We start from the raw sequence: 25,363 nt of genomic DNA, 5'->3' as shown, positions 1-25,363 counted from the left end.
TCACAGGGAAGGCGCACTAATTACGGGAAAAATGAACGAACCCGCCCATAGGTTCCAAAAAACTTCTGAAAGGAACGTTCTAAGGCGGGTTCAGTTCCGTATGACCGGGCGCAATTTAATGCGCCTCGGCCCAATTCGCGCCCACACCGGCATCGACGGTCAGCTTCACATCCAGCTTGACCACGGGGTCGGCTGCATTCTCCATCACATCGCGGGCCGCCTTGATCAAATCGTCCTCGGCACCCTTTTCCACCTCGAACAGCAGTTCATCGTGAACCTGCAGCAGCATGGTTGCGGGGATGTCCTTGATCGCGTCAGGCATGCGGATCATGGCGCGGCGAATGACATCGGCGGCAGTCCCTTGGATCGGGGCGTTGATCGCGGCGCGCTGGGCAAAACCAGCGCGCGGCCCTTTGGCAGCGATCTCGGGCGTGTTGATCTTGCGGCCAAAGAGGGTCTGAACATACCCGTGCTCTTTGGCGAATGCTTTGGTGTCGTCCATATAGGTCCGAATGCCGGGGAAACGTTCGAAATAGCGGTCAATAAATCCCTGCGCTTCGGCGCGTGGAATGCGCAGGTTACGCGCCAGACCAAAGCCGGAAATGCCGTAAATCACACCAAAGTTGATCGCCTTGGCCTGACGGCGCACATCCGGCGTCATTTCATCCAACGGTACATCGAACATCTCGGATGCGGTCATGGCGTGGATGTCTAGACCGTCTTTGAAAGCCTGCTTTAGCGCAGGGATATTGGCAATATGGGCCAGAATGCGCAGTTCGATCTGGGAATAATCGAGTGCGACCAAAACCTTGCCTTCTTCGGCAACGAACGCCTCGCGGATGCGGCGGCCTTCCTCGGACCGGATCGGGATGTTTTGCAGGTTGGGATCTGTCGATGCCAATCGGCCAGTCGATGCGCCGGCGATTGAATAGGATGTATGAACCCGGCCGGTGTCTTTGTTGATATGCTCTTGCAGCGCGTCGGTATAGGTCGATTTCAGCTTGGACAGTTGCCGCCAATCCAGAATGCGACGTGGGAAATCATGTTCGGTGGCAAGGTCTTCCAAAATGTCCGCACCGGTCGAATATTTCCCGTTGGCACCCTTTTTGCCGCCCTCAAGGCCCATGTCGTCAAACAGAACCTCGCCCACCTGAGCTGGCGATCCGACATTAAACTTGCGCCCGACCATCTCGTAAATCTCGTCTTCCAAGCCAGCCATCTTTTGGGCAAAGGCATTGGACATCCGGCTTAGGGTGTCGCGGTCCACCTTGATGCCCGACCGTTCCATCGCGGCCAAAACTGGCACCAGGGGCCGTTCAAGCGTTTCATAAACTTTGGTCACCTGCACGCGGTGCAATTGCGGTTTGAAAAGCTGCCACAGTCGCAATGTGATATCGGCGTCTTCAGCGGCATAGGGCACCGCATCGGCAAGCGGCACCTTGTCAAAGGTGATCGCGGATTTGCCAGACCCCAGCAGCGGTTTAATCGGGATCGGCGTGTGGCCCAAATAGCGTTCCGATAGCGTATCCATCCCGTGACCATGAAGCCCGGCATGCATCGCATAGGACATCAACATCGTGTCATCAATCGGCGCGACCGCAATGCCGACTTGGGCGAAAATTTTGCTGTCATACTTCATATTCTGGCCGATTTTGATGATCGACGGGTCGGTCAGCATCGGCGTCAGCATCCGCAGGGCTTCCTCGGTCTGCATCTGCCCCTCGGCCAGATCGTCCGAGCCGAACAAATCATCTGCGGAATGGGTTTTGTGGATCAGCGGGATATAACAGGCTTTGCCCGGTTCAACGCACAGCGAAATGCCCACCAAATCCGCGACCATTTCATCAAGGCCGGTCGTCTCGGTATCCACCGCGACATAGCCGAACTCGTAAATCCGGTCGATCCAGGTTTGCAATGCCTTGGCGTCGCTCACCTGTTCGTAATTTGCCTTGTCAAAGGGGACTTCCGCCACTTCGACACCGTTTTCAACGACCTTCGGTTCCTCAATTACCGGGGCCTCTTTACCCAACACCTCCGCCACGCGCTTGGACAGGGTGCGGAATTCCATGTCGGCCAAAAAGCCCAGCAGCTTGTCTGCGTCGGGTTCCCGCACCTCAAGATCATCCAACGTAAAGTCCAACGGCGTGTTCTCGTCTAGCAACACCAGCTTACGCGACAGGCGGATTTGGTCGGCGTGGTCAATCAAGGTCTGGCGCCGCTTGGGCTGTTTAATCTCTTCGGCGCGCTTGAGCAAAGCATCCAGATCGCCATATTCGTTGATCAGCAATGCAGCCGTTTTGATGCCGATACCCGGCGCGCCGGGCACGTTATCGACGGAATCGCCCGCCAATGCCTGCACATCGACGACCCGTTCAGGATAAACGCCGAACTTCTCAAACACACCCTCGCGGTCGATGGTTCTGTTTTTCATGGCGTCCAGCATTTCCACGCCATCGCCGACCAGTTGCATCAAATCCTTGTCCGAACTGATAATGGTACAGCGCCCGCCAGCAGCGCGCGCCTGCACCGCCAAGGTCGCGATGATATCATCGGCCTCAAAGCCTTCCTTTTCCTTGCAGGCGATATTAAAGGCCTCTGTCGCGGTGCGGGTCAGGGGGATCTGGGGGCGCAAATCCTCGGGCATGGCCTCGCGGTTGGCCTTGTACAGATCATACATATCATTGCGAAACGTATGACTGCCCTTGTCAAAGATCACGGCGGCATGGGTCGGGGCATCCGGTCCGGTATTCCCTTCCACATAGCGGTGCAACATGTTGCAAAATCCGGCGACCGCGCCAATGGGCAATCCGTCCGATTTGCGGGTCAGCGGGGGCAGCGCGTGATAGGCGCGAAAAATAAACGCCGATCCGTCGATCAGATGCAGATGGTGACCCTTGCCAAATGTGCCGGACATATCAGTGCTCCCCTTGGTGATTGCCCCCTTTTGCCACGAAGCATCCGCGGCTGCCAGCCGCCATTCTGCTCCGGCCCCTATTTCATTTTGCCAAATAAACTCCCCGCGGAGCGTCCAGCCCGTGCCTCATTCCGCTTGGTACAGATCAAAGGACAGGCTGACCGACAGGGGCATTGGCGTCCAAATGCCGAACCGCAGCCCTGCGGCACGCAGCTTGTCACCGATCCAAACATTGCAGGTGCGCAGAATGTTGAACCGCCCCTTGGCCGCAAAAAAGCCATCGGTTTGATTGAAACCATCCACGTCGGTACCAATCGGCAAGCCATCGGCACCGGTCGTCAAACTGCCCCAAACCTCATCCAGCAAGGTTGCGTATTCTCGGTCGGTGAGGGCAAGGCGTCTTGCATCCAGATCATCAGGTAGCGCGCCCGCGATATCAAAGCGCAAAACAGAGCTGTCCCCGACAACCCCGCGCCACAGCGCATATAGGCCCAGATCGGTCGAGGCGCGGGTCTGCGTGTAAAAATGCTGTGCTCCCCAGCCAACTACCAGCCACTCCGCAGAAGGATGATCCAGCCAAATGCCCTTGGCGGCCAGCGGGGCGAAACGTTCAAGGGTCATGTCGTCAAGCGGCAGCACCAGATCATAATGGATCGAGCCACTGACCAGCAAAATACTGCGTGTCTTTTCAGCGGTGTCAGGCACCGCGCTTCCGGGGATAATCGCGCCATAAATGGCGGCCATCAGATAGAGGGTGGGCACCAGTGCCGCAACACCCAGCCATCTTGCGGGTTTCGTCAGACCTTACCCTCAAAATCTGAATGGATGAACTTGCAGTCGCAATAGCCGCATTCAACCCAGCCCTTGTCGTGCGGGATTTGCAGCCAGACGCGGGGGTGGCCCAAAGCGCCTTCGCCGCCGTCGCACGCGACGCGCCATGTGTTCACGATGCGGGTTTCTGGGGCTTGCAATGTCATGTGGTCGTCCTTGGCTTTGGATGCGCTATCGTTATGACCAAACCAAGCCGTCAGGGCAAGGGGCGGGCCATGTTTTGGGTGGCGGAACTGTACAAGTTTGTAATCTAGAATGAATTGGGTTCACCATAGGGCAATCTACAGTTAAAAGGTGCAAAATATCTAAATTTTCGGAGCAATCATCCCATGGCACACCCCAAACCCGTCGTATTGTGCATCTTGGATGGATGGGGGCAGCGCGCCGAGGCTGAGGGCAATGCGCCTTTGCTGGCGAAAACACCGAATTTCGATTGGATCATGCAAAATTGCCCCAGTGCCACGCTGACCACTTTCGGGCCTGATGTCGGCTTGCCCAAGGGGCAAATGGGCAATTCCGAGGTCGGACACACCAACATTGGGGCAGGGCGTGTCGTTGCGATGGATTTGGGCCAGATCGACCTCGCGATTGAGCAGGGCAGCTTTGCCAAGAACCCACCGCTGCTGGATTTTATCGCCAAACTGAAAAAGACCGGCGGCACGGCGCATTTGATGGGTTTGGTGTCGGATGGCGGGGTGCATGGTCATCTGTCCCACATGATTGCCGCTGTGAACGCGTTGCACGACCAAGGTATTCCCGTGGTGATCCATGCCTTGACCGATGGCCGCGATGTGGCCCCAAGATCGGCGCTCGGGTTCTTTGAGACGTTGAATGATAATCTACCCAGTGGCGTGCAAATCGCGACTGTCACGGGCCGTTATTTCGCGATGGACCGCGATAACCGCTGGGACCGCGTTGCCAAAGCGTATCGTGCGATTGTTCAAGCGCAGGGCGAAACGACTGCAGAAACAGCGCTTGAGGCAGTTAATGCCGCTTACGAGCGCGGCGAAAACGATGAATTCATTCAGCCAACAGTCATCGCGGGCTATGAGGGTGCCAAAGATGGCGACGGCTTGTTCTGTCTGAATTTCCGTGCCGACCGCGCCCGCGAGATTATGGCCGCCATCGGTGCCCCTGACTTTGATGCGTTTGATACAGGCGTCAGACCAAATTGGGCGGCCTTGATGGGGATGGCCGAATATTCAGAAGCGCACAGCATTTATACGTCAACGATGTACCCCAAGCCGCAGATCGTGAACACGCTGGGGTCTTGGGTGGCGCAGCATGGGTTGCGTCAGTTCCGGCTCGCCGAGACGGAAAAATACCCGCACGTGACATTCTTTTTGAACGGAGGGGAGGAAACCCCCGCCGCCGGTGAAGACCGCTTTATGCCCAAGTCGCCGGATGTCGCGACCTATGATCTGCAACCCGAGATGTCATCGGCGCAGGTGACCGACAGTTTTGTTGGGGCGATCCACGACGGCTACGATCTGATTGTGGTCAATTACGCGAACCCAGACATGGTCGGACATACCGGCGATCTGGCTGCTGCCATCACCGCCTGCGAGGCTGTGGATCAGGGGCTTGGCCGCGTGTTGAAGGCGCTGGATGCCGTCGGCGGTGCGATGATCATCACCGCGGATCATGGCAATTGCGAAACGATGATTGATCCCGAAACCGGGGGCGCACATACGGCACATACATTGAACCCCGTGCCGGTCGCCGTTGTTGGCGGCCCTGATGGTGCCAAACTGCGCACGGGCCGGTTGGCCGATCTGGCCCCGACGGTTTTGCAATTGATGGGGCTTGAACAGCCCGCCGAGATGACCGGAAAGTCGTTGTTGGAATGATGCGGATTTTCGCCCTCCTTCTGCTGATCTGGCCCTTGGGTGCTTTGGCACAGACCGAGGCCGCTGATCAGGCACGTCGCGCGATGGGCGATCTTGAACGGGCATCGGCGAAACTGGACGCCGCTGAAGGTGCCCGCGACCGGGTTCAGGCGTTGACCCAAACGATCCAAGCGTTTGAGGTCGGATTGGGGGCGATGCGTGACGGGCTGCGGCAAGCGGCGATAAACGAGGCACAGCTCAGCAAAAAACTAGAAGCCCGCGATGGCGAGGTGGCGCAGTTGCTGGGGGTTTTGCAAAGCATCGGTGGCAATCCATCGCCAACGCTCTTTCTGCATCCCGCTGGCCCTATCGGGACTGCCCGCGCAGGCATGTTGCTGGCCGAACTGACGCCTACATTGAATGCCCGCGCCGACAAGTTGCGGCAGGATTTGAAAGACGTGCAAACCCTGCGGACCTTGCAAACCGATGCGGCGCAGCGCCTTCAGGACGGGCTGACCGAAATACAGCGGGCCCGCACCGAGCTGAACAAAGCCATGGCGAACCGCACCGAACTGCCCAAACGGTTCACCGAAGACCCCGTGCGCACAGCGATCTTGATCTCGACGTCGGAGACGCTTTCGGGTTTCGCCAGTGGCCTGTCGCAAATGACGACCGAACAGATCGAACCCGCCCCGTTGCATATTGACGGTCAAGTGGGGGAACTGCCCTTGCCAGTGCAGGGGCTGGTTTTACGCGGTGCGAATGAGGCCGACGCGGCCGGTGTGGTTCGGCCAGGTATGATCCTTGCAACGCGGCCTCGGGCGATTGTGACCACGCCGACAGCGGCGACAATCCGCTATACCGGCCAGCTTTTGGATCTTGGCAACGTGATCATCCTTGAGCCCCGGGCGGATACCTTATTTGTATTGGCGGGCTTGGATACGGTTTATGGTGCTGCGGGTCAGGTGATTGCAGCGGGCACGCCGATTGGATTGATGGGTGCCCCGTCGTTAAGCACTGATAATGCCTTGTCACCTAATAGTGAGGGGGCTGGTGTCGAGCGTTCAGAAACGCTCTACATAGAAGTAAGAGAGAATAATATCCCACAGGACCCGGCAGAATGGTTCCTAACCGACAAGGATGGATGAGCATATGAAGAAATTTGTGATGGCCGCCGTTGGTGGCACGCTGGCAGGCGTGATCGCAACGACGCAAATTGCGGGCCCTTTGCTGGCCCAAGAAGCGGCCAAGACCAGCAATGTCTATGAGCAGCTTGATTTGTTTGGTGATATATTCGAACGCATCCGCGCCCAGTATGTCGAGGAAGTCGATACGGAAGAACTGATCGAGGCGGCGATCAACGGCATGCTGACGTCCCTTGATCCGCATTCAAGCTATCTGTCGCCCAAAGACGCGCTAAAGATGCGCGACCAAACCCGTGGTGAGTTTGGCGGCTTGGGCATCGAGGTCACGCAAGAGGAAGGCTTTGTCAAAGTCGTCTCGCCGATTGATGAAACGCCAGCATCCGAGGCCGGGATCGAAGCCGGTGATTTTATCACCCATGTCGATGGCGAAAGCCTGCTGGGTCTGACACTGGATGACGCGGTTGAATTGATGCGCGGGCCGGTTGGGTCTGAAATCATCATCACCGTCGTGCGCGAAGGCGAGAGCGAGCCGTTCGATGTATCCCTTGTACGCGACACGATCCAGCTGACGGCGGTACGCAGCCGGACTGTTGGCAATGCTGTGGTGATGCGCGTGACCACCTTTAACGAACAGACCTATCCCAAGCTAAAGGAAGGTCTGGAAGAACAGATCGAAGCAGCCGGTGGCATCGACAAGGTCAGCGGCATCGTCATCGATCTGCGTAACAATCCCGGCGGCTTGCTGAACCAAGCCATCGCAGTTTCAGATGCGTTCCTTGAAGAAGGCGAGATCGTCAGCACACGTGGCCGCGATTCAGCCGACAGTGACCGCACCAACGCCACACCGGGCGATCTGGCGCAAGGCAAACCTATCGTTGTCTTGATCAACGGCGGGTCTGCATCGGCGTCCGAGATTGTCGCCGGTGCCTTGCAAGATCACCGTCGCGCGATCGTTGTGGGCACGAAAAGCTTTGGCAAAGGGTCGGTCCAGACCATCATGCCGCTGCGCGGCGACAGCGCCATGCGCCTGACCACAGCGCGGTATTATACACCGTCGGGTCGGTCCATTCAGGCGGTCGGCGTATCGCCCGACATCGTGGTTGCACAGCCGCCGCTTAAGCCTGCTGGCGAAGAGGATGATGCAAACAGCCGGCCCTTGCGATCCGAGGCTGATCTGCGCGGCAGCCTGAACAACGACAGCCTGACCGAAGACGAGATCGAACAGATCATGGCAGACCGCGAAAAGGCCGAAGAGGCAGCGGCCCTTCGTGAAGAAGATTACCAGTTGGCCTATGCGATTGATATTCTCAAAGGTCTGTCCGCCTTGGGTCCAAAGGACTGATCCGCATAGGCAGTATAGCCCTCGCAGATTGACTGAAACGAAAGGCCGCCCCGTAATAGGGCGGCCTTTTCGCTGCGCAGCGTAGAAAAAATGCTGCGCAGCATTTTGAGTGATTGAGCGGCGGTTCGCGCAGTCAAATCATACCCTTACAAGGCATTTTGATAGGCTGGGGGGAATGGTTGAAAAGAGCCTTTGGCCGGGTGGCCGTTAGCTTGTCTCGACGCAATGCCGTCTGAACGCGCGCTTCAGCATATCAAGCTCCGCGCGCAGCAATTCCAGCTCGGCTCGCTGATCGATGTTTGTCACCTCGTCGCCAATAATAACGACGTCGCCAATTTTCTGACCCGCATCATTATCGGTTACCACAATCACTTGAATGCCATCCGCAATCGCGCTGGCAGGCACTGGAATGGTCAAAGACCAATGATCGGCGGTATCGCTTTTGGCCAATTTGAAATCGGGTACATCTGTGTTCCCGTGGGTGACGGCGATGTCTGGCTTGGTATCGCCCGACCCGGTAATGATACCCTGCCACATCCCTTCAAGCATTCGGGTTTTTGTCAGTTTTAACGTGCTCATCCAAAAACTCCTAAAGCGGTGCGCGCGGCCGGCGCGAGAATGTCATGTCACGCAAAATGATCTCGTTCATTTCCGGACCCTCGAAAATTAAATCGATCCACGCCTTTTCGACACGTTTTTCGTTTATGGTGGAATAAGCGAGATCAAATTCGACCATGACGTCGGGTTGATCGACCGGAAGCTCGCGCACGATTTGTTCGGTGTTCGGCCCGTGGCGGATGTTCAATCGCGCAAATATCTCGATTGGTTTTTCCATCTCGACGATGGTGCGCAACTGCAAAAGATGCGTGCGTTTCAGCCCGTCTACAAAGCCCTCTGGCAGGTCCAGAACAAGGGACAGAAACGACCCGTCAAATCGGAACACATCAAGGCGCAAACCATACGGGGCCAGATCAGCCTCGCGCAGGTTGCGCAATTGCCGGACGCCCAGCTCTGACAGTGCGCAATCGTGGAAAAGGGTGACTTCGGTGCCCAGCTTTGCCTTTGTCTTGGCCGAGGACAGACCGGGCACAGGCAGCGGGGCACGCCACAGGGCAGGGCGCCACGACCAGTCTGCATTATGTGGTTTGCTGAACTTTGTGGACCCCACGACTGGCAGGGCCATGCGTTCTTGCGCAGCTTGAATGAAGCCGTCCAAACGGGTCTTGAGCGCCCAAGCTTCCTGAGATTGCCACCGCAGCGTTTCCAAAGGAACATCGTTCGCTTTTCGGGCATTACGAGCCCATCTGCGCGAGGTCCACCTAGATACTGCGGCGTTCAAAAGCTGAGTGCCAAATTTGGCCATATGTGCCTGCTGCCCCGTTTTTCGGTCGTCTATGTCGCGGAACTCTATCGTCTCAAGCACATTGGTTCAAATGAATTGCCGCGTGTTTGCTTGGTCAGTTTTTGAGGGGCGCGGTTGTCACTGGTTCGGGTGTCGCTTTGATACTTTCCTCTGCCAGCGTCAGCAGGATATCCCGCCCGACACTGGTGGTGATTAGGCCGTTCTCTGGCCCGTAAACCGCGACGCCAGCAATCTGGTTGCCGATAACGACTGCACCGCGCCAATGAACCGGGGAAAGCCCGCCAACAGGAATTTTGCCGAGCGCACGAAAGGTCACGATGCCCTTGGTCGTTTGGACAGCGGTGACGTTTCGCAGCCCGCTGGCGGTGGCGATTTGTGCGGCAGAAGGTAGCGTACCAGTTTCGCTGCTTGCTAGGCTAATGGTGATTAACCCGCGTGGTGCGGACCCGGCTGCGTCTTGCGCGCCCAAGATGTCGCACCGCATCATCACCAGAAAATCGGGGGTCAGACTGGCCTGATCGATACAAAAGCCCGATGGCGCGACCAAAACCGCGCCTCCGGCCATCATGCCGCGTGTCACAGGGATAGTGGATGTGCCGGAGGGATTTAGGCTGAATTGACCCTGACCAGCTTCGCAAGCTGTCAGGGTCATAAATCCAATCGCGGCTAACGAACCTTTAAAGGTCCATGTAGTCATGGGTTTCCGCCTTCGCACCGGGATGCGTCACGGCACCCAGATAGGTTGGGCCCACAAGCTGCGCATATTTCCACAATGCACCGCTTTGGTAGTTGGTTTTGCGCGCACCGGGCCATGCGGCCTTACGCTTGGCCATTTCCTCGTCGCTGATATCAACGGTGATTGTCCCTTCGATGGCGTTCAGGGTGATCATGTCGCCTTCTTGCAGCAGGGCAATTGGGCCGCCGTGTGCTGCTTCGGGTCCGACATGGCCCACGCAAAAGCCGCGTGTCGCGCCCGAGAAACGACCGTCGGTGATCAGGGCGACCTTTTTGCCCATGCCTTGGCCCGACAGGGCAGCCGTCGTGGCCAGCATTTCGCGCATACCCGGGCCGCCTGCGGGGCCTTCGTTGCGGATCACGAATACGTCGCCTTCTTTGTAGGCGCGGTTCTGGACAGCTTCAAAGGCGTCTTGTTCACATTCAAAGATCAGCGCGGGACCGGTGAAAACGATGTCTTCCTCGGACATGCCGGCGATTTTCACGATGGCACCCTCGGGGGCAAGGTTGCCCTTAAGGCCGACAACACCACCGGTTTTGCTGATAGGATCGGAAATTGCGTGGATGACTTTGCCGTCCGCCTCGCGGTCAATCCGGTCCAGCTCTTCGCCGACGGAACGGCCTGACGCGGTGATACAATCGGTGTGGATCAGACCCGCTTTGCGCAGTTCTTTCATCACGACAGGCACGCCGCCTGCGTCATACAGATCTTTCGCAACATAGGCACCGCCGGGTTTCATATCGACAAAGTACGGCGTGTCGCGGAAGATTTCGCAAACGTCATCCAAGAAGAAATCAATCCCCGCTTCGTGCGCCATGGCTGGCAGGTGCAGACCGGCGTTGGTCGAACCGCCAGTACAGGCCACGATGCGCGCCGCGTTTTCAAACGCTTCGCGGGTGCAGATATCACGGGCGCGGATGTTCTTTTCGATCAGGTTCATCACGGCTTCGCCGGATGCTTCGGCATAGGCATCGCGGGAAACATAGGGGGCTGGCATGCCGGATGAGTTCATCAACGCAAGGCCGATGGCCTCGGACACGCAGGCCATTGTGTTGGCGGTGAACTGGCCACCACAGGCACCCGCGCTTGGGCAGGCAACGCGTTCAAGAATCTCAAGCGCGGCTTCTGACATGGTGCCGTTTTGGAAGTTACCAACGGCCTCGAACATGTCTTGTACGGTCAAGTCACGGCTTGCAAAGTCAGCAGGCACATCGGCACCTGCAGGCGCTTTGCCCGGCAGGATCGATCCGCCATAAAGAAAGACAGACGGCACGTTCAGACGGATCATTGCCATCATCATGCCGGGCAGGGATTTGTCACAGCCCGCAAGGCCCACGATCGCATCATAGCAGTGGCCGCGCATTGTCAATTCGACCGTGTCGGCAATCGCCTCGCGCGAGGCGAGCGAGGACCGCATGCCTTCGTGACCCATCGCAATGCCGTCGGTTACGGTGATCGTGGTAAATTCCCGCGGTGTGCCTTGCTGGGCGCGTACGCCGATTTTGACAGCTTGGGCCTGACGGTTCAGCGAAATGTTACAAGGTGCAGCCTCGTTCCAGCAGGTGGCTACGCCAACAAGCGGCTGATGAATTTCCTCTTCCGTCATACCCATGGCATAGTAATAGGACCGGTGCGGTGCGCGCTCTGGCCCTTCGGTTACGTGCCGGCTTGGCAATTTGGATTTATCAAAACGGTTGTTGGTGGACATCTGCACGCCTTCCTGAATGGATATTTACTCCGGAATAGCCATCCAGCGGTTTCGCTGCAAGGCTCAAGCGGTCGGTTGAATAGAGGGCTGTGTGGCCTTAGGTTCATTTGGACCCTCAGGCGTGACGCCTGCCCAGCGAAAGTGGACCCGGATGGAGCGATCGATTTTTTCCTTTATATGGAAATATTCCAGCCGAGATCAGATCCTTCTATTGATCCTGACGCTTGTCACTTTTCCCTTTCTCTACATCACGCTTGAATTGCCCAAGCGCATTATCAACGATGCCATCGGGGCTGAATCGAATGCGATCGACGTCTTTGGCGTAGAGTTGTCGCAGGTGCAGTTCCTGTTCGCCTTGTGCTTTGCCTATCTGGCGTCGGTTCTTGTGCACGGTCTGATGAAAATGCGGCTGAACACCATGAAGGGTGTTTTGTCCGAACGGCTTTTGCGGCGGTTTCGCTATCAACTGATCGCGCGCATGATGCGTTTCCCGCGCAGCTATTACAGCAACACCAGCCAGGGCGAATTGGTATCGATGGTCACATCAGAGGCCGAACCGATGGGCGGGTTGATGGGCGACGCGGTTGCTCAACCGGTGTTCCAAGCCGGGCAAATGCTGATCATCTTGCTGTTTTTGTTCATACAATCGCCGTGGTTCGGTTTGGCGGGCGTCGCGCTGATCCCCTTGCAAGCCTATCTAATCCCGATGCTGCAACGGCAGATCAACCTGCTGAACAAGGCGCGGATCAAAGAGGTACGCGCGCTGTCATCCGAGATCGGGGAAACGGCGGCAGGGATCACTGACCTGCGGACCAATGGCGGCTGGCGGTTCCGATTGGCCAAGTTCACTGACCGGCTTGGGGCGCTGTTCAAGATCCGTTTCCAAATCTATCAGAAAAAGTTTTTCATGAAGTTTCTTAATAACTTCATCACCCAACTGACGCCGTTCTTTTTCTATGCCGTCGGCGGCTATTTGGTCATTGCCGGGAATATTACGGTTGGTGCGCTTGTGGCAGCACTTGCTGCCTACAAAGACCTATCAAGCCCGTGGAAAGAGCTGCTGACCTACTACAACCAGACGCAGGATATGGCCATTCGCTGGGAAATCGTCACCGAACGCTTTGCCCCGAGTAATATGATCCCTGAGCATTTGTTCGAAGGCGAACCCCAAGAAATCCCCCATTTAAAAGGGCCGATCAATCTAAATCACGTGTCCGTGCGCAACACAGACGGGAATGTGCTGCTGGACGATATTAACATCGACATTCCCATGGGCGCGCGCGTGGCCATCCAGATCCCCAATCAATCTGAACGCAGGGCATTGGCTGAATTACTAACCCGAGAGATCACCCCGACCCGCGGATCGATCAAAATGGCAGGCCATGATCTGGGTGATTTGCATCAGGCGGTTCTGGCGGCGCGCATCGGGTATGCCCACGCGCACCCCTATATTTTCCAAGGGACAATCGGCGACAATTTGTTGATGTCTTTGCGGACCAGCCCGAAAACCGTGCCTTGGGAACCCAACAAAAAGGACTGGGACGAGATCGAAGCCAGGCGCGCTGGCAACAGCACCGACAGCACCCGTGCAGATTGGCTGGACCCTGGATTGGCTGAACTGAACTCCCGCGAGGATATCAATCACTGGTGGTACAAACTGGTCAACGCCATCGGCACAGAAGAGATCATGTTCAGGCGTATGGTCACGGACTATATGGACCCGGATGACCGCCCGGAGCTGGCCGAGAGAATCGTTGGCGTCCGCGAAGAGGTTTACAAAAGACTAAAAGAGCAAGGGCTTGATACGGCCATTTACCGGTTCGATCCTGATGAGTTCAACCCGTCGATGGCCTTGGGTGGTAACCTGATGTTCGCGGCCCCCATGCGCAGTATTTCGCAGACCGCGCTTGCATCTGAACGCAGTTTTCTGGCGATGATTTTTGATCTGGGTCTTGCTGAACAGGGTATCGCAATCTCGCAAACGGTGGTCGAGGCGCTGCACCAAACCTTTGGACGCGATGGTACGGATCACCCGCTTTTCACAGCGCTTGGCATCGACGAAGAGCTGTATGAGAAATTGGTCGACATTGCGTTGCGCCGCCGCAACCACGGGGATGAGGCGCTGAACGAAGACGAGTTTGCACTGCTTTTGACTGTACCGTTTGCCTTTACCGCCGAACAGATCGGCCCTGCGTTCCCCGAACCGTTCAAGCGTGAAATCCTTGAAATTCGCAAGCAGCAGGGATGGAAGATGCGCGAGCGGACCAAAGATATGTTCGTACCCATCGCGCCTGAAACGTATCTGCCTCGTTTGACGATTCTGGAAAACGCGCTTTACGGGCGGATATCGCAAGTTGCCGGGCTGCGGGCCGATCTGGTGATGGATGTGGTGTCGGATGTGTTCAAGGAACACGATCTGAAACAGGATGTGACAGTCAACGCATTCAATATTCCGACCCAAATTGCTGGCTCGAATATCTCGACCGAATTTCAGGAACGCGCGGCGTTTAGTCGGGCAGCGATGAAGCGGCCAGACATATTGGTTCTGGATCAATCGCTCGCCGAACAAGATTGGAAACGCCTTGCCATCGTGCGCGACAAGCTAAGCACCTTGTTGCCCGATACCACCCAGATTTACCTTGATGCGACCTTTGAGCGGCCCGAAGATTTCGACATGTTCATCGAAATCAAGGGCGGGCGCATCGACGGCGTGGCGAAAAGCGATGCACCGCACCATGGCGACAGCATATCGGGTGACCTGCGTCGCAAGCTGGATATCGTTTCGCATAATGAATTGTTCAGAAATCTCACGCCCCGCAACCAACGGCTTTTGGCTTTTGCGGCGCAATGGTTTCCCGTGGCAGAAGGGCAGACAATCTTTAGCCAAGGGGAACGGCCTGACGCGGTTTACTTGTGTCTGTCAGGCAAAAGCGAGCTGTTCTGGAAGGATGAAAAAGGCGAAAGGCACCATGTATCAACGGTGGAAGAGGGCCGCCTGATCGGTGACCTTGCTGTCATCATGAACGAGCCGCGCCAGCTTGATTTTATCGCACTTGAGAATAGCAAATTCCTGCGGATCGGGGGTGATCAGTTCAGGTCGGTTATCGAGAATGACAAAGTGATCCTGCTCAGCTTGCTGCGGACGGTTTCTTCACATTTGTCGAACGCGGCTGATCTGTTGCGTGCGGCTGCTGTCGATATCCCACGAGAGTATAAGGGGCCAGAACCGTCGAAATGGAAAAACGAATAATGCCGCCCTACTCAGCGCACCAAAGTTTCATTGCGCCTGCAGTTCCGACAGCTGCCCTTTGGCGCGTGATCGTTGGGTTTTTGGCCGCCTCCGCCATATACCTGCTGCTAAACAACTTGCTGTTTACGTTGGTTTTCAACGTGACCGGCCCGCAAGATAGCAGTTTCTTTGACGACTTGCTGTCCGGGAAAACGCCCGCCGCGATGTTCCTGCTGTTGGGTAGTTTTGCCTTAATGACATTGGGCGTCACAATCGTGGCGCGGGTGCTTCATCAGCGGTCTTTTGCCAGTTTGATTGGTCCGCTTGGCCTTGCAGTTGCGCAATTCTCCGCGGTTGTCCGCCTGCTGGTGGTTGTAAGTGTCGTCATCTTTCTGCTGCCGCCGTGGGATTTGGGGGACCCGCTGGTGCCCAATCTGGAGGTTGGAACATGGGTGCTGCTGTTGCCGTTTTCGCTTCTGGCTGTGTTTGTACAGGTGAGCGCCGAGGAAATCGTATTTCGCGGGTATGTTCAGCAACAACTGGCCGCGCGCTTCAAGATGCCGCTTGTCTGGATGGTGCTGCCGTCATTCCTTTTCGCGCTTGGTCACTATATGCCAAACGAACTTGGCGAAAATGCTTTGATTATTGCGCTTTGGGCCGGGGTTTTTGGGATGCTGATGGCTGATCTCACAGCGCGTGCAGGGAGCCTTGGCCCCGCGATTGCCGTGCATTTTTGCAATAACGTGGCCGCCATCGTGATCATGTCGATGCCTGATGATCTGTCTGGGCTTGCGCTATATCTGACCCCCTTCAGCATGGCAGATACCGAAGCCGTGCGCGCATGGCTTCCGGTCGATTTTGCGCTGATGTTCATCACGTGGCTGGCGGCAAGGCTGGCGATCCGCCGTTGATTGCAATTTACTCCTGAGCAGCATATCTCAGGGACGAAACTGGAGCAGAGGTTCGCCATGAACTGGATCAATAACTACGTTCGCCCACGCATCAATTCGATTTTCTCGCGCCGCGAGACGCCGGATAATCTTTGGACGAAATGCGATGAATGCGGGACAATGTTGTTCCACCGCGAGGTGTCGAACAATCTGAACGTTTGCACCAATTGCGGGCACCACATGGGGATTACCCCGCGCGCACGGTTTCTGGCGCTTTTCGATGGTGGCATTTTCACCGAAGTCAAAGTACCCGCACCGGTCACCGACCCGCTGCATTTCCGCGATCAAAAGAAATACCCGGATCGTTTGAAAGCCGCGCAAAAGCAGACCGGCGAAGCCGAAGCCATGCTGGTTGTGACAGGTGAAATCGGCCGCACGCCAATCGTTGCCGCCGGTCAGGACTTTTCCTTTATGGCGGGATCCATGGGCATGTACGTGGGCAACGCGATCATCGCTGCTGCCGAAGAAGCGGTGAAGCTCAAGCGCCCGTTGATCTTGTTTTCAGCCGCTGGCGGCGCGCGCATGCAAGAGGGCATTCTTGGTCTGATGCAGATGCCGCGCACCACTATTGCTGTACAAATGCTGAAAGAGGCGGGTTTGCCCTATATCGTGGTGCTGACCCATCCGACCACGGGCGGTGTAACGGCGAGCTATGCGATGTTGGGCGACGTTCAGATCGCTGAACCCAATGCATTGATCGGCTTTGCCGGTGCGCGCGTGATTGAACAGACCATTGGTGAAAAGCTGCCCGAAGGGTTCCAGCGCGCCGAATATCTGCTGGATCATGGCATGTTGGATCGCGTGACGCCGCGCCCTCAGATGCGGGACGAGCTGATCAATATCACCCGTATGTTGCTGGGCTTGCCGCCTGCCGTGCGTGGTGATCTGCCTGCGCCTGCCGAGGGTGGCGATGTGCCCCATGCTTTGACGTCGGAAGACAAGGCAGAAACGTCTAAAAAATGACGCAACAGACATCTGATGATGTGCTGGCGCGCATGATGGCGCTGCACCCCAAGATCATCGATTTGACCCTTGATCGGATGTGGCGACTGTTGGATGCCTTGGGCAATCCGCAAAACAATTTGCCGCCGGTGATTCACATCGCTGGCACCAATGGCAAGGGATCGACCCAAGCGATGATCCGCGCCGGGCTCGAAGCCGCAGGTCATCGGGTGCATGCCTATACCTCGCCGCACCTGGCGCGGTTTCACGAACGTATCAGGGTCGCGGGCGATCTGATTACCGAGGCCGACCTGACCGACGTGCTTGACGAATGCTATGCTGCGAATGGCGGCGGCAATATCACCTATTTCGAGATCACGACTTGCGCGGCACTGCTGGCGTTTTCTCGCACCCCTGCGGATTACACCTTGCTTGAGGTCGGGCTGGGCGGCCGTTTGGATGCCACCAACGTTGTAGAAAAGCCCGCCCTGACGGTGATCACGCCAGTTTCAATCGATCATCAGCAATACCTTGGTGATACCTTGGGCCAAATTGCAGGTGAAAAGGCGGGCATTATCAAACGTCTTGTGCCTTGCATTGTTGGCCCTCAACAAGACGACGCGATGGATGTGATCGAAGCCGAGGCAACGCGCCACCACGCGCCGTTATTGGCCTATGGCCAGCAGTGGCATGTCGGGCCCGAGGCAGGGCGTATGGTCTATCAGGACGAAAAAGGTCTGCTTGATCTGCCAAGGCCAAACTTGCTGGGTGCGCATCAGGTGCAAAATGCCGGTGCCGCCCTTGCCGCCTTGCGCCAGCTTGGCATCGCTGATGACCACTGCGAGGCGGCTGTGACCCGCGCGCAATGGCCCGCGCGGATGCAACGTCTTAAGACTGGTCCCTTGGTCGAAGCCGCTGGAAAAGCAGAGCTTTGGCTGGACGGCGGCCACAACCCTGCGGCTGGTGAGGCGATTGCGGATCTGCTGCGATCAATGCCGAAACGTCCGACCTATCTGATCTGCGGGATGCTGAATACCAAGGATATCGCAGGCTATTTGCGCCCCCTTGCCACGCAAGCCGAAAAACTGGTCGCTGTGTCGATCCCGGGGGAGGCTGCCACGTTGCCCGCCGGTGAGACTGCGCAAGCCGCCCGCGCCGTCGGGATGCACGCGGCGGAGGCTGCTTCGGTACATCAGGCCCTTGTTGATATTCTTGCCGATGACCCTTTTGCACGGGTTTTGATCTGCGGGTCGCTTTACCTAGCTGGCAATATATTGCGTGAAAACGGCTAGAATTTTCATTTCTAAAATTGACGATGTTTACAGTTTATTGCGCTTGAGGGCCTAGGGTTCAAAGACGGTGTTCTTTGTCCTTGGGGTCGATGCAATGGTGATTTCTCATAATACGCAAAATGGTGTCCGGCTGGTTTTGTCTGCGGCCTTCTGTCTGATGGTCATCATCGCCGGGGGTGTCTTGATGTTGGATCGTGGTCGATCATTCGTTAACTTGGCCGTAATCCCCCTGCCGGCAGCTGTCATTGAAACGGGGCTGTCTGATACCGTTCCATCGCTACATGCAGCGCCGGTTTCACAGCCCGCGGCCGTTTTGCATAAAATACACGCTGAAACAGAAATTGATGTGGGTGGTCTAATCAGCACGGTTGCGCAGTCATTTGATGATACGCGATCAGGCTATGCGCTGGAATCCTACTTGGTTTGGGCCATTAAAACGGGAAAGTCCGATAAGTATATCGATTCCCTGCTAAACAGCGCCGCGTCCAAGGGACATTTCGTAGTTCCGGCACCGCTCGCCACCTTGTCCGGACGACTGGACACGCCAAGCTTGCTTCGGTCTGTTTTGGTTGCCGCAAGGCACGAGGGTGCAGGCGGAACATTTAGCCGACTAGCCGAAGCACAGGTCGGTCAGATGCTTGAAATACCGGGCTTTTAGCTTCCCCAGCCTTCGGCCTGCATTTCCCTCAGCCGCGATGCTGTCCGTTCAAATTCAAACGTGCCTTCACCTTCGAGATACAACATTTCTGGGCTGGCGGCGGCAGAGCAGATCAAACGTACTTTGGCTTCGTACAGGGCGTCGATCAGGGTGACGAAACGCTTGGCCTCGTTAAAGTTGGCACGGCCCAGGGACGGGATGTTGTCCAACAGCAAAACGCGGCATACTTCGGCAAGCGCCAGATAATCGGCGGCCCCCAGCGGTTGACCGCATAGGGCATGGAAACCTGCACGCGCAATACCATTGCGAAACTGGGGGATAACGACATCGCGGCCTTTGACGCGCAGCGTTAGCTCTTCGCCGTCGCCGCCTGTCAGATCATCCCAAACAGCATCCATCGCCGCACGGCTTTCAGCGTTAACTGGCGTGAAATAGGATTGAGACCCAGCAAGCCTGTCTTGGCGGTAATCGCGTGGGCTGGTCAGTTCCCAAACCACCATCTGTTCCTTAATAAGCTCGATAAACGGCAGGAAAAGATCGCGGTTCAGCCCATCTTTGTACAGATCGTCAGGAATGCGGTTCGACGTGGTCACGACAACAACACCTGCCGCAAACAGCGCCTGAAACAGCCGCCCAACGATCATGGCGTCGGTAATGTCGGTGATCTGCATCTCGTCAAAAGCCAGTACTTTGACCGATGCGGCCACATCCGCAGCGACGGGGGCAATCGCGTCATCCACGCCGGTTTTTCGCGCCTCGTGCATTGCGCTGTGAATTTCCTGCATGAACGCATGAAAATGGACGCGCCGGGCAGGTATATCGCCCATGTTGTTGGCAAACATATCCATCAGCATCGATTTGCCGCGCCCAACGCCGCCCCACAGATACAAGCCCTTTGGTGGTGCAGGCGCGCGCTTGAAGAGCCCCTTTTTCTCGGGGTTCAGGAGGGCATTTCGGATGCGGTCAAACTCGGGCAACACCGCTTCTTGGGCGGGGTCCGGGGTCAGGGTGCCATCGGCGACACGTTGATCATAAAGAGCACGTAAATCTGTCATGGCAGAGGCTTACATGCTGTCCAGGCGTTTGAAAAGAACGCGGATGTAATCTGGCCTGCATCCAATTTGAATTGACCCCCGCCCGCGCAAAGGTAGGGTACCATTGGCGATAGAAGGACCAAGCCCGTGGCAAAGAACCCATCGATATTTACCCCGGTTTTGATTGTTGGGTGCGTGATCATCATGGTCAGCTTTGCCGTGCGGGCGTCCTTTGGAGTGTTCCAAATTCCAATTGCGGCTGAGTTCGGCTGGCTTCGCAGTGAATTTTCACTGGCGATTGCGATTCAGAATCTCGCTTGGGGCTTTGGGCAGCCCATTTTTGGCGCTTTGGCGGAAAAGATCGGTGATCGCCGGGCGATTGTTATTGGCGCGGTTGTTTACGCGGTTGGCTTGGTGCTGTCGGCCAACTCCGTCTCCCCGATCGAACATCAGGCCTATGCATGGCTGGTCGGGTTCGGCATCGCGGGCACAGGCTTTGGGGTGATCCTCGCGGTTGTGGGGCGCGCGTCCACGGCTGAAAACCGGTCGATGTCATTGGCAATTGTAACTGCTGCGGGCAGTGCGGGGCAGGTGTTCGGTGCCCCTGTCGCTGAATGGATGCTTGGATTTTTGACGTGGCAAACCACGTTTATGGTGTTTGCCGGTGCTATTTTGGCGCTGATCCTGACGCTACCGCTGATGCGTGCGCCGGCGATGGCCAGCAAGGCCGAGCTTGAGGAAAGCTTGGGTCAGATTTTGGTTAAGGCGCTTAAAGACCCGTCTTTCACGTTGATCTTCGTCGGGTTCTTTTCTTGCGGATATCAGTTGGCTTTCATCACCGCGCATTTTCCCGCCTTCGTGACGGAGCTTTGCGGCCCGATAATGGTGGGCGGCATTTTGCACAACATTGGCATCACGACGACGTCGGCGCTTGGGGCCATCGCGATTTCGCTGATCGGGTTGGCGAATATCGTCGGGGTGTTGTTGGCGGGTTGGGCGGGCAAACGGTATTCGAAAAAATACCTTTTGGCAGGTATTTATACCGCGCGTACCGTGATTTCAGCCGCCTTTATCTTGATGCCGATAACGCCAATGACGGTGATCTTGTTCTCCATCGGGATGGGGTCGCTTTGGCTGGCGACGGTGCCGCTGACCAGCGGTTTGGTGGCCCATATTTACGGCCTGCGTTATATGGGGACGCTCTATGGTATCGTGTTTTTCAGCCACCAATTGGGCAGCTTTATGGGCGTTTGGTTGGGCGGGCGGCTTTATGACGCGTATGGCGGGTACACGACGGTTTGGTGGATCGGCGTCGCCGTGGGCGCGTTCAGCGCATTGGTGCATTTGCCGATCCGGGAAAAACGGCTTGAAGGGCTGGTGACGGCCTAGCCCTGCATCAGGTGCGCAGTCGCCAAATCAACGACTGGCGCGCCAACGATCCAGAATATAGCGACTGGTCATCAAATCCAGATGCGCCCCGCCACCGTTCTTGAACAGGGTGATTTCGTCGTCGGAACGTCGTGTGAAGTTATCCAGATCGTAATAGTCAGCGACAATACTTTCGCGGGAAAGTACGCCCTCGGCGATGGGGATTTTCAGCTCGCCGATATGATCGACTGTGGTGTCGAGGCTATCCACAAAAATGCGTGTGCGGGTCAGTGTGGTATCGTCCGCTTCGCGCATGTCGGGCCGGTATGCGCCGATCAAATCGACATGTTGGCCGGGTTGCAGCCATTCCCCTTTGATGAACGGGCTGGTGGCCATCGTGGCAGAGGTGATGATGTCAGCGCGGCGTACTGCCTGTTCAAGATCATCGGCAACCTTTAGGTTTGGTATCTCGGCGGCCATCGCTTTGGCGTTGTCAGCTGTGCGGTTCCAGACGGTAAATTCCGCATCTGGAAAGGCTGCGGAATATGCCGAATGCAGGCCACGCCCTTGGGTGCCAGCGCCCAGGATCAGGATGTTGCGGCTGTCAGGGCGGGCCAGCCTGCGCGCGGCAAGCAGGCTGTCGCCAGCGGTTTTCCATTTGGTGACAAGGTGGAAATCAACCAAGGCTTCGAGCATGCCGTTGCTGTCTGAGTAGAGCGATACGCCGCCATTCACCATCGGATCACCCTTTGCCGGGTTGCCGGGAAAAATGGTGGCGGATTTAACGGCGAGGCCCAGGCCGTCAATCCAGGCGGCACGGTTCAAAAGTGTATCATCCCCGCGATACAGAAAAGTATCGGCGATTTCTGCCTTGGGCAGGGTGTGACCAGCTGCCAACGCGTCGGTCAGCCCGATCCAGTCTAGGGTGGCCTCGCCTTCGGCAAAGGGGATGATGTCGATTTGTGTCATGCGGCCTCTTCTTGGGTTAGCAGCCCTTCGGACACCAGACGTTCGGCCCATCCTGCGGGATCGGTGAACAGATGTGTGTGCCATCCACGCGCCGCCGCCGCGGTGATGTTGTCTGGCCGGTCGTCGGTAAAGATCAGGTTCTCAGGGGCCAGTCCGCTTTGTTCTTCCAGCATGGCATAGATGTTCGGTTCAGGTTTGATGATGCCCATGTGACCCGAAATGAAGTCGCGGTCGAATTCGCGTAGAAATGGATAGTGATTGGCGGCCAGATCATAGGATTGGATGCCGAAATTGGTCAGCGAGAATACCGGAATATCCTTGGCTTGAAGGGCCTTCATCAGCCGCAGAGAATGGGGAATGACGGGGGCGGCCATTTCGATCCAACGGTCATGCCAGAGCCGGATTTCATCGCGCCAAGCAGGGGTCGCATCGGCGGTGGCATAGATCGTTTCGGTGAAATGTTCGCCACTGTCGACGCGGTCATTCATCGCGTGCAGGTCAACGGCGGCAAACATTTCTTTGCGGCGGGTTTCGCCAATGACGGAATCAAAAAACCGTTCTGGTTGCCACTCGATCAATACATTTCCGATATCAAACACGACTGCGGTTGGCTGCATGCGCTTTCCCTTTGGGTTGAAGGCGGAATTTTTCAAAAATTCCGGTGCGTTTTCTTTTAAAGAAAACGGCCCGCGCTACCGCTGAGCCGCTCGAATTTCACGTTCCAAGGCTTCCAGAAAACGGGAGCGGTCGGCTTTTGTAAAGCCCTTACCCCCGCCTTGGCGAAACGGATCAGCGGCGCGCAAATCCGCCATCAAATCGCGGGTTGCTAGGACGTTTCCGATATTCGCCGCCGTCAGCGCCTCGCCGTTATGTTTCAACACGCGTGCCCCCGCTTCGACGCAGCGCGCGGCAAGGGGGATATCGCCTGTAACGACCACATCGCCCGCCCCGCAGCGATCCGCAATCCAGATATCAGCAACGTCAGGGCCATCGGGGACAATGACGTTTTCCACCAAGGGGTTTTGCGAGGGGCGTAACCCGCCATTCGAGACGATAAACATCTGGATTTTGTGGCGGGTCGCCACGCGTTCGGCCTCGGCTTTTACCGGGCAGGCGTCTGCATCAATGTAGATGGCGGTCATGAAAGCATTCAATCCGCGTAGAGCGCGTCAGCATGAAAGGCGATGTGGTCTTCCATGAAGGTGGAGATGAAGAAATAGCTGTGATCATAGCCCGGTTGCATCCGGAAGATCGCGTTTTGACGGCGCTTGGCAATCGCGGCGGCCAAGGCTTCGGGTTTGAGCAGGTCAAGGAATTGATCATCCGTGCCTTGGTCAATCAAAACCGGCCCGTCAAAGCCCTTCTCCACCATCAAAAGCGTTGCGTCATGTTTGGCCCACGCTGCCGTATCTGAGCCGAGATACGCGGTGAGCTGTTTGCGGCCCCAGTCGCTGTCAGAAGGGTTGGCAATGGGCGCAAAGGCCGACACGGATTTGAAACGCCCGTCTAAGTTCATCGCGAGCGTCAGCGCGCCATGCCCGCCCATGGAGTGTCCGCAAATGGCTTGCCGATCCATATCGAGCGAGAAATTTTCGGCCAGAAAGGCGGGCAATTCATCGGCGATATAGCTCCACATCTGGAAATTGGGCTGCCAAGGATCTTCGGTCGCATTCACATAGAACCCGGCACCCTTGCCCAGATCATAGGCTTCGTCATCTGCCACGTCATCGCCCCGTGGGGACGTGTCGGGGAAAACAACGGCGATGCCGTGCTCTGCCGCCCAAGCCTGTGCACCGGCCTTGGTCATTGCGTTTTCATGGGTGCAGGTCAGCCCGGAAAGGAACCAAAGCAGGGGCACCGGCCCTTGCTTGGCTTCTTCTGGCAGGAAGAGCGCAAAGGTCATCTCACAGTTGCAGGAGGTGGAGGCGTGGGAATAGACGCCTTGTGTGCCGTGGAAGCTGGCATTCTCTGAAATGGATTTCATCGGGCGTCTCCTGAGTTGCGCTGTTGGTTTATGGCTAACTTGCATTGACCTTTGCGGCAAGGGGCGGGTGCTGCGCTATGAGTATTTGAAAAAGGGTGAAGGTTAGAGGGTCGTCACCCAAGCGATGACCGCGCTGACCGTGGCGATGCTGAGGGTGGTCGACACCAAGATCGCGGCGGATACGCGGGCCGGGGCGACATTATAATGCTGGGCCAGCATATAGACATTGCCTGCCACCGGTAGGGCCGCGGCCGCGATGATCACGCCCGCTTTGTAAGGATCGACGTTAAAGAACCATAGGGCGGCCATGGCAACAAAGGCGGGGTGCAGCACGAGTTTGCAAAAACTGAGCCATCCGGCCACTTGCAGCTTTTCCGCTGATTTCGAGGCAAGCGAAGCACCGATGGCGAAGAGTGCGCCCGGGGTTGCGGCAGCGCCCAGGATGACAAGGAAGTCGTTCATGGGGGCGGGGATCGGGATGCGCAGGCCGGACCAGATGAAGCCCAAGGATATCGCAACAATCATCGGGTTTTTTAAAAGGCCGATCCCGATGGTGCGTAGAATGCGCAGGCTCATCTGGCCATCGCGGCTGCCTGTAATGAGAATGACGATTAGGCTGGAAAAGACGATCAGGTCGACGGCGAGGGCCAGTACGACGGGGCCAATGGCCTGCGGGCCCAGAAGCAGGGTGAGCATGGGCACGCCCAGAAATCCGGTGTTGCCGATGACGGCGCATTGGGCCTCCATCGCGGTGTTGGCGACGTCGAGATTGCGCAGAAACCCGACGATGGTTGCGATGCCATAGACAAACGCCGTGCCCCATAAATAAGCCGCGACAAGGCGGCTGTCCCAGACCTCGGCCAAGGACAGGTTTGCCGAGAAATGAAAGAGCATTGCCGAGAGGGCGAAGTAGAACACGAACTTGGTTAGATATGCCGTTGCTTCGGCTGTGAAGAAACGGGTGCGCCCGGCCCAGTAGCCCAGGCCGATCAGTGCGAAAAACGGCAGTGTTTTGAGGAAGATCGCCAGCATATGAAATTCGTAGCGGGCAACGGGAGTGGGTGCAACT

Annotated in this window: 22 protein-coding genes; 9 read left to right on the top strand and 13 right to left on the bottom strand. The window is 56.8% G+C overall.

Translation table 11 applies throughout. The features are described 5' to 3' along the window. Positions 1–115 precede the first annotated feature (115 nt). The 3 genes from polA to AADJ11_RS00765 all read right to left on the bottom strand — a co-directional run bounded on the left by polA (position 116) and on the right by AADJ11_RS00765 (position 3,891). The gene (gene polA, locus AADJ11_RS00775; protein ID WP_341232660.1) at positions 116–2,914 is read right to left on the bottom strand and encodes a DNA polymerase I; all 2,799 of its coding nucleotides are present in this window, start codon (positions 2,912–2,914) and stop codon (positions 116–118) included. A gap of 126 nt (positions 2,915–3,040) precedes the next feature. Further along, on the bottom strand, positions 3,041–3,676 hold the full coding sequence (locus AADJ11_RS00770) for a TIGR02117 family protein (protein WP_341232659.1): 636 nt from the start codon (positions 3,674–3,676) through the stop codon (positions 3,041–3,043). 35 nt (positions 3,677–3,711) lie between these two features. Then, the gene (locus AADJ11_RS00765) at positions 3,712–3,891 is read right to left on the bottom strand and encodes a zinc-finger domain-containing protein (RefSeq protein ID WP_341232658.1); all 180 of its coding nucleotides are present in this window, start codon (positions 3,889–3,891) and stop codon (positions 3,712–3,714) included. Between the two features lie 183 nt (positions 3,892–4,074). On the opposite strand from AADJ11_RS00765, the gene gpmI reads away from it, so the two are divergent. From gpmI to AADJ11_RS00750, 3 genes are read left to right on the top strand one after another with little or no spacing between them, the layout of a single operon-like run. After that, positions 4,075–5,595 carry a 2,3-bisphosphoglycerate-independent phosphoglycerate mutase gene (gene gpmI / locus AADJ11_RS00760; RefSeq protein ID WP_341232657.1) on the top strand — a complete coding sequence of 507 codons (1,521 nt, stop codon included), beginning with the start codon at positions 4,075–4,077 and terminating at the stop codon, positions 5,593–5,595. Further along, positions 5,592–6,722 carry a peptidoglycan DD-metalloendopeptidase family protein gene (locus AADJ11_RS00755; protein WP_341232656.1) on the top strand — a complete coding sequence of 377 codons (1,131 nt, stop codon included), beginning with the start codon at positions 5,592–5,594 and terminating at the stop codon, positions 6,720–6,722. The genes gpmI and AADJ11_RS00755 overlap by 4 nt, the downstream gene beginning before the upstream one ends. 4 nt (positions 6,723–6,726) lie before the next feature. After that, positions 6,727–8,061, top strand: coding sequence for a S41 family peptidase (locus tag AADJ11_RS00750; RefSeq protein ID WP_341232655.1), 1,335 nt, complete (start codon positions 6,727–6,729; stop codon positions 8,059–8,061). A gap of 207 nt (positions 8,062–8,268) precedes the next feature. On the opposite strand, the gene AADJ11_RS00745 is transcribed toward AADJ11_RS00750, so the two are convergent. The 4 genes from AADJ11_RS00745 to ilvD all read right to left on the bottom strand — a co-directional run bounded on the left by AADJ11_RS00745 (position 8,269) and on the right by ilvD (position 11,868). Then, positions 8,269–8,640 (bottom strand): hypothetical protein, encoded by a 372-nt coding sequence (locus AADJ11_RS00745; protein WP_341232654.1) that lies wholly within the window; start codon positions 8,638–8,640, stop codon positions 8,269–8,271. A gap of 10 nt (positions 8,641–8,650) precedes the next feature. After that, a complete protein-coding gene (locus tag AADJ11_RS00740; protein ID WP_341232653.1) occupies positions 8,651–9,424 on the bottom strand; it encodes a DUF6478 family protein in 774 nt (257 codons plus the stop codon). 94 nt (positions 9,425–9,518) lie between these two features. Further along, the gene (locus tag AADJ11_RS00735; RefSeq protein WP_341232652.1) at positions 9,519–10,121 is read right to left on the bottom strand and encodes a hypothetical protein; all 603 of its coding nucleotides are present in this window, start codon (positions 10,119–10,121) and stop codon (positions 9,519–9,521) included. After that, positions 10,102–11,868, bottom strand: coding sequence for a dihydroxy-acid dehydratase (gene ilvD, locus AADJ11_RS00730; RefSeq protein WP_341232651.1), 1,767 nt, complete (start codon positions 11,866–11,868; stop codon positions 10,102–10,104). The genes AADJ11_RS00735 and ilvD overlap by 20 nt, the downstream gene beginning before the upstream one ends. Before the next feature lie 151 nt (positions 11,869–12,019). On the opposite strand from ilvD, the gene AADJ11_RS00725 reads away from it, so the two are divergent. The 5 genes from AADJ11_RS00725 (at position 12,020) to AADJ11_RS00705 (ending at position 18,939) form a co-directional block, all read left to right on the top strand. Next, entirely contained in the window at positions 12,020–15,118 is a 3,099-nt protein-coding gene (locus AADJ11_RS00725; RefSeq protein ID WP_341232650.1) for an ABC transporter transmembrane domain-containing protein, read from the top strand. After that, positions 15,118–16,008, top strand: coding sequence for a CPBP family intramembrane glutamic endopeptidase (locus AADJ11_RS00720; protein WP_341232649.1), 891 nt, complete (start codon positions 15,118–15,120; stop codon positions 16,006–16,008). The genes AADJ11_RS00725 and AADJ11_RS00720 overlap by 1 nt, the downstream gene beginning before the upstream one ends. Before the next feature lie 57 nt (positions 16,009–16,065). Then, a complete protein-coding gene (gene accD, locus AADJ11_RS00715; protein WP_341232648.1) occupies positions 16,066–17,010 on the top strand; it encodes an acetyl-CoA carboxylase, carboxyltransferase subunit beta in 945 nt (314 codons plus the stop codon). Continuing rightward, complete coding sequence (locus AADJ11_RS00710; protein ID WP_341232647.1) at positions 17,007–18,281, top strand: folylpolyglutamate synthase/dihydrofolate synthase family protein; 1,275 nt, start codon at positions 17,007–17,009, stop codon at positions 18,279–18,281. Before accD ends, AADJ11_RS00710 begins: the two co-directional genes overlap by 4 nt. Before the next feature lie 94 nt (positions 18,282–18,375). Next, a complete protein-coding gene (locus AADJ11_RS00705; protein ID WP_341232646.1) occupies positions 18,376–18,939 on the top strand; it encodes a hypothetical protein in 564 nt (187 codons plus the stop codon). On the opposite strand, the gene zapE is transcribed toward AADJ11_RS00705, so the two are convergent. Next, positions 18,936–19,994, bottom strand: a complete 1,059-nt coding sequence (zapE, locus tag AADJ11_RS00700) for a cell division protein ZapE (protein WP_341232645.1) — start codon at positions 19,992–19,994, stop codon at positions 18,936–18,938. The two genes, AADJ11_RS00705 and zapE, sit on opposite strands and share 4 nt — an antisense overlap. Before the next feature lie 126 nt (positions 19,995–20,120). On the opposite strand from zapE, the gene AADJ11_RS00695 reads away from it, so the two are divergent. Further along, the gene (locus AADJ11_RS00695; protein WP_341232644.1) at positions 20,121–21,362 is read left to right on the top strand and encodes an MFS transporter; all 1,242 of its coding nucleotides are present in this window, start codon (positions 20,121–20,123) and stop codon (positions 21,360–21,362) included. Positions 21,363–21,389: 27 nt separating this feature from the next. On the opposite strand, the gene AADJ11_RS00690 is transcribed toward AADJ11_RS00695, so the two are convergent. The 5 genes from AADJ11_RS00690 to AADJ11_RS00670 all read right to left on the bottom strand — a co-directional run bounded on the left by AADJ11_RS00690 (position 21,390) and on the right by AADJ11_RS00670 (position 25,326). Continuing rightward, entirely contained in the window at positions 21,390–22,310 is a 921-nt protein-coding gene (locus AADJ11_RS00690) for an ornithine cyclodeaminase (protein ID WP_341232643.1), read from the bottom strand. Further along, positions 22,307–22,927 (bottom strand): HAD family phosphatase, encoded by a 621-nt coding sequence (locus AADJ11_RS00685; RefSeq protein ID WP_341232642.1) that lies wholly within the window; start codon positions 22,925–22,927, stop codon positions 22,307–22,309. The genes AADJ11_RS00690 and AADJ11_RS00685 overlap by 4 nt, the downstream gene beginning before the upstream one ends. A gap of 75 nt (positions 22,928–23,002) precedes the next feature. Then, on the bottom strand, positions 23,003–23,452 hold the full coding sequence (locus AADJ11_RS00680; protein WP_341232641.1) for a YaiI/YqxD family protein: 450 nt from the start codon (positions 23,450–23,452) through the stop codon (positions 23,003–23,005). An 8-nt stretch (positions 23,453–23,460) separates the two neighbouring features. After that, a complete protein-coding gene (gene fghA / locus AADJ11_RS00675; RefSeq protein ID WP_341232640.1) occupies positions 23,461–24,294 on the bottom strand; it encodes an S-formylglutathione hydrolase in 834 nt (277 codons plus the stop codon). Positions 24,295–24,396: 102 nt separating this feature from the next. After that, complete coding sequence (locus AADJ11_RS00670; RefSeq protein WP_341232639.1) at positions 24,397–25,326, bottom strand: AEC family transporter; 930 nt, start codon at positions 25,324–25,326, stop codon at positions 24,397–24,399. Positions 25,327–25,363: the final 37 nt, after the last annotated feature.

The sequence above is a fragment of the uncultured Sulfitobacter sp. genome (assembly GCF_964021855.1).
Classification (GTDB): Bacteria; Pseudomonadota; Alphaproteobacteria; order Rhodobacterales; family Rhodobacteraceae; genus Sulfitobacter.
Note: the sequence above shows the minus strand (reverse complement) of the source record. Positions and strands in the feature narration are given on the sequence as shown.